The 1,679-nt window shown below is 73.9% G+C and carries 1 protein-coding gene; it reads left to right on the top strand.

Going from position 1 to position 1,679, the window contains the following annotated elements; genetic code table 11:
* Positions 1-190: 190 nt before the first annotated feature.
* Positions 191-1,621 (top strand): M20/M25/M40 family metallo-hydrolase, encoded by a 1,431-nt coding sequence (locus ACOV8S_RS32995; RefSeq protein WP_448322355.1) that lies wholly within the window; start codon positions 191-193, stop codon positions 1,619-1,621.
* Positions 1,622-1,679: the final 58 nt, after the last annotated feature.

The following is a 1,679-nucleotide window of genomic DNA, read 5'->3' as shown; positions in this document are numbered from 1 at the left end:
GGTCTTCCGCTCGCTGCGCGCCTATCGCGTACCCGCTCCGCGCGACCCCGCGGCGCGTCCCGAACCCGAACCCGACACCGACCCGCGCCGCTGATCCCTCGTCCGCGCCCTCGTCCTGAGCCTTCGCGCAGCGCGGCGCGGCGGCTCACGAGACAGCCGGTCCCCGTCGAGAAAGCCATCGAGTCCTGCCATGACCACTTCCCCGCTTCCGGACGACCGTGCCCGTGCGGCGTCCGGCCACGCCTTCGACCACCGCACCACCGGGACCGGCCCCGGCCCCCTGCCGGCCGGATCCCCCGAGGCGCAGGCGCTGTGCGCCGATGTCACCGACCTGTGCGCGCGCCTGATCCGTTTCGACACCAGCAACTACGGAGGCGGTGAATCGCGCGGCGAGCGCGAGGCGGCGGAATGGACCGCGACCTTGCTGTCCGAGGCGGGGTACGACCCCGTCGTCCTCGAATCGGAGCCGCGGCGCGCCAGTACGGTCGTGCGCATCCCCGGCAGCGACCCCTCGGCGCCCGCGCTCCTGGTCCACGGCCACCTCGACGTCGTTCCGGCCGAGCCGGCCGACTGGAGCTTCGACCCGTTCTGCGGCGAGGTCCGGGACGGGACGGTGCTGGGAAGAGGCGCGCTGGACATGAAGGACATGGACGCGATGATGCTCGCCGTCGCCCGCTCCTGGGCCCGGCGTGGCGTGCGGCCGCCCCGGGACGTCGTGATGGCCTTCGTCGCCGACGAGGAGGACACCGGCGCCCTGGGCGCGGGTTTCCTGACCGAGCGCCACCCCGAGCTGTTCGAGGGGGTGACCACGGCGATCGGCGAGTCCGGCGGCTACTCGGTCCACCTTCCCGACGAAAGCCGGCTCTACCCGATCGCCGTGGGCGAGCGGGGCAGTGCCTGGATGAACCTGACGGCGCGCGGTGCGGCGGGCCACGGCTCACGGCCCGGTGGCGACAACGCGGTCGCGGCCCTCGCCCACGCCCTGTCCGCGCTGGCCGCGCACCGGTGGCCGGTGGACGTGGTGCCGGCCGTCCGCACGCTCCTGGACGGGCTCGAGCGGCAGCTGGGTTTCCGGGTCGACCCGGCCGACCCGGCTTCGCTGGCCCGCCTGGGCGAGGCCGCGCGCCTGGTCGAGGCCACGGTGTCGCACACCGTGAACCCCACCATGCTGAAGGCCGGTTACAAGCACAACGTCATCCCCGGCGAGGCCGTCGCCGGAGTCGACGGGCGCATCCTGCCCGGCGCCGAGCAGGCCTTCTTCGACACGGTCGACGAGCTGCTGGGTGAACGCGTCACCCGTTCCTTCCACAACTACGCGGCCCCCGTCGCGGCCGACCACAGCGCGCCCGAGTTCGCGGCGATGGCGGCCGCGCTGCGCCGGTCGGACCCGGAAGCGCTCGTCCTGCCGTTCATCATGTCGGGCGGCACCGACGCCAAGGCGTTCAGCAAACTGGGGATCCAGTGCTACGGGTTCGGACCCGGCCTGACCCCGCCGGGCTTCGACGCCTGGACGTACGTCCACGGGGTGGACGAGCAGGTCCTGGTCAGCAGCCTCGAGTTCGGCGTGCGCGTCATGGACGACTACCTGCTCCAGGACCCGCTGCACGCACGGCACGGCTGACGTCGCCTCCACGGGCCGGCGGCGCTCCGCGCCCTCGACCCCTGCCGCACCCCCGCCC

It is taken from the genome of Streptomyces sp. CO7 (assembly GCF_053474865.1).
This window is presented reverse-complemented; position numbering and strand designations above follow the sequence as displayed.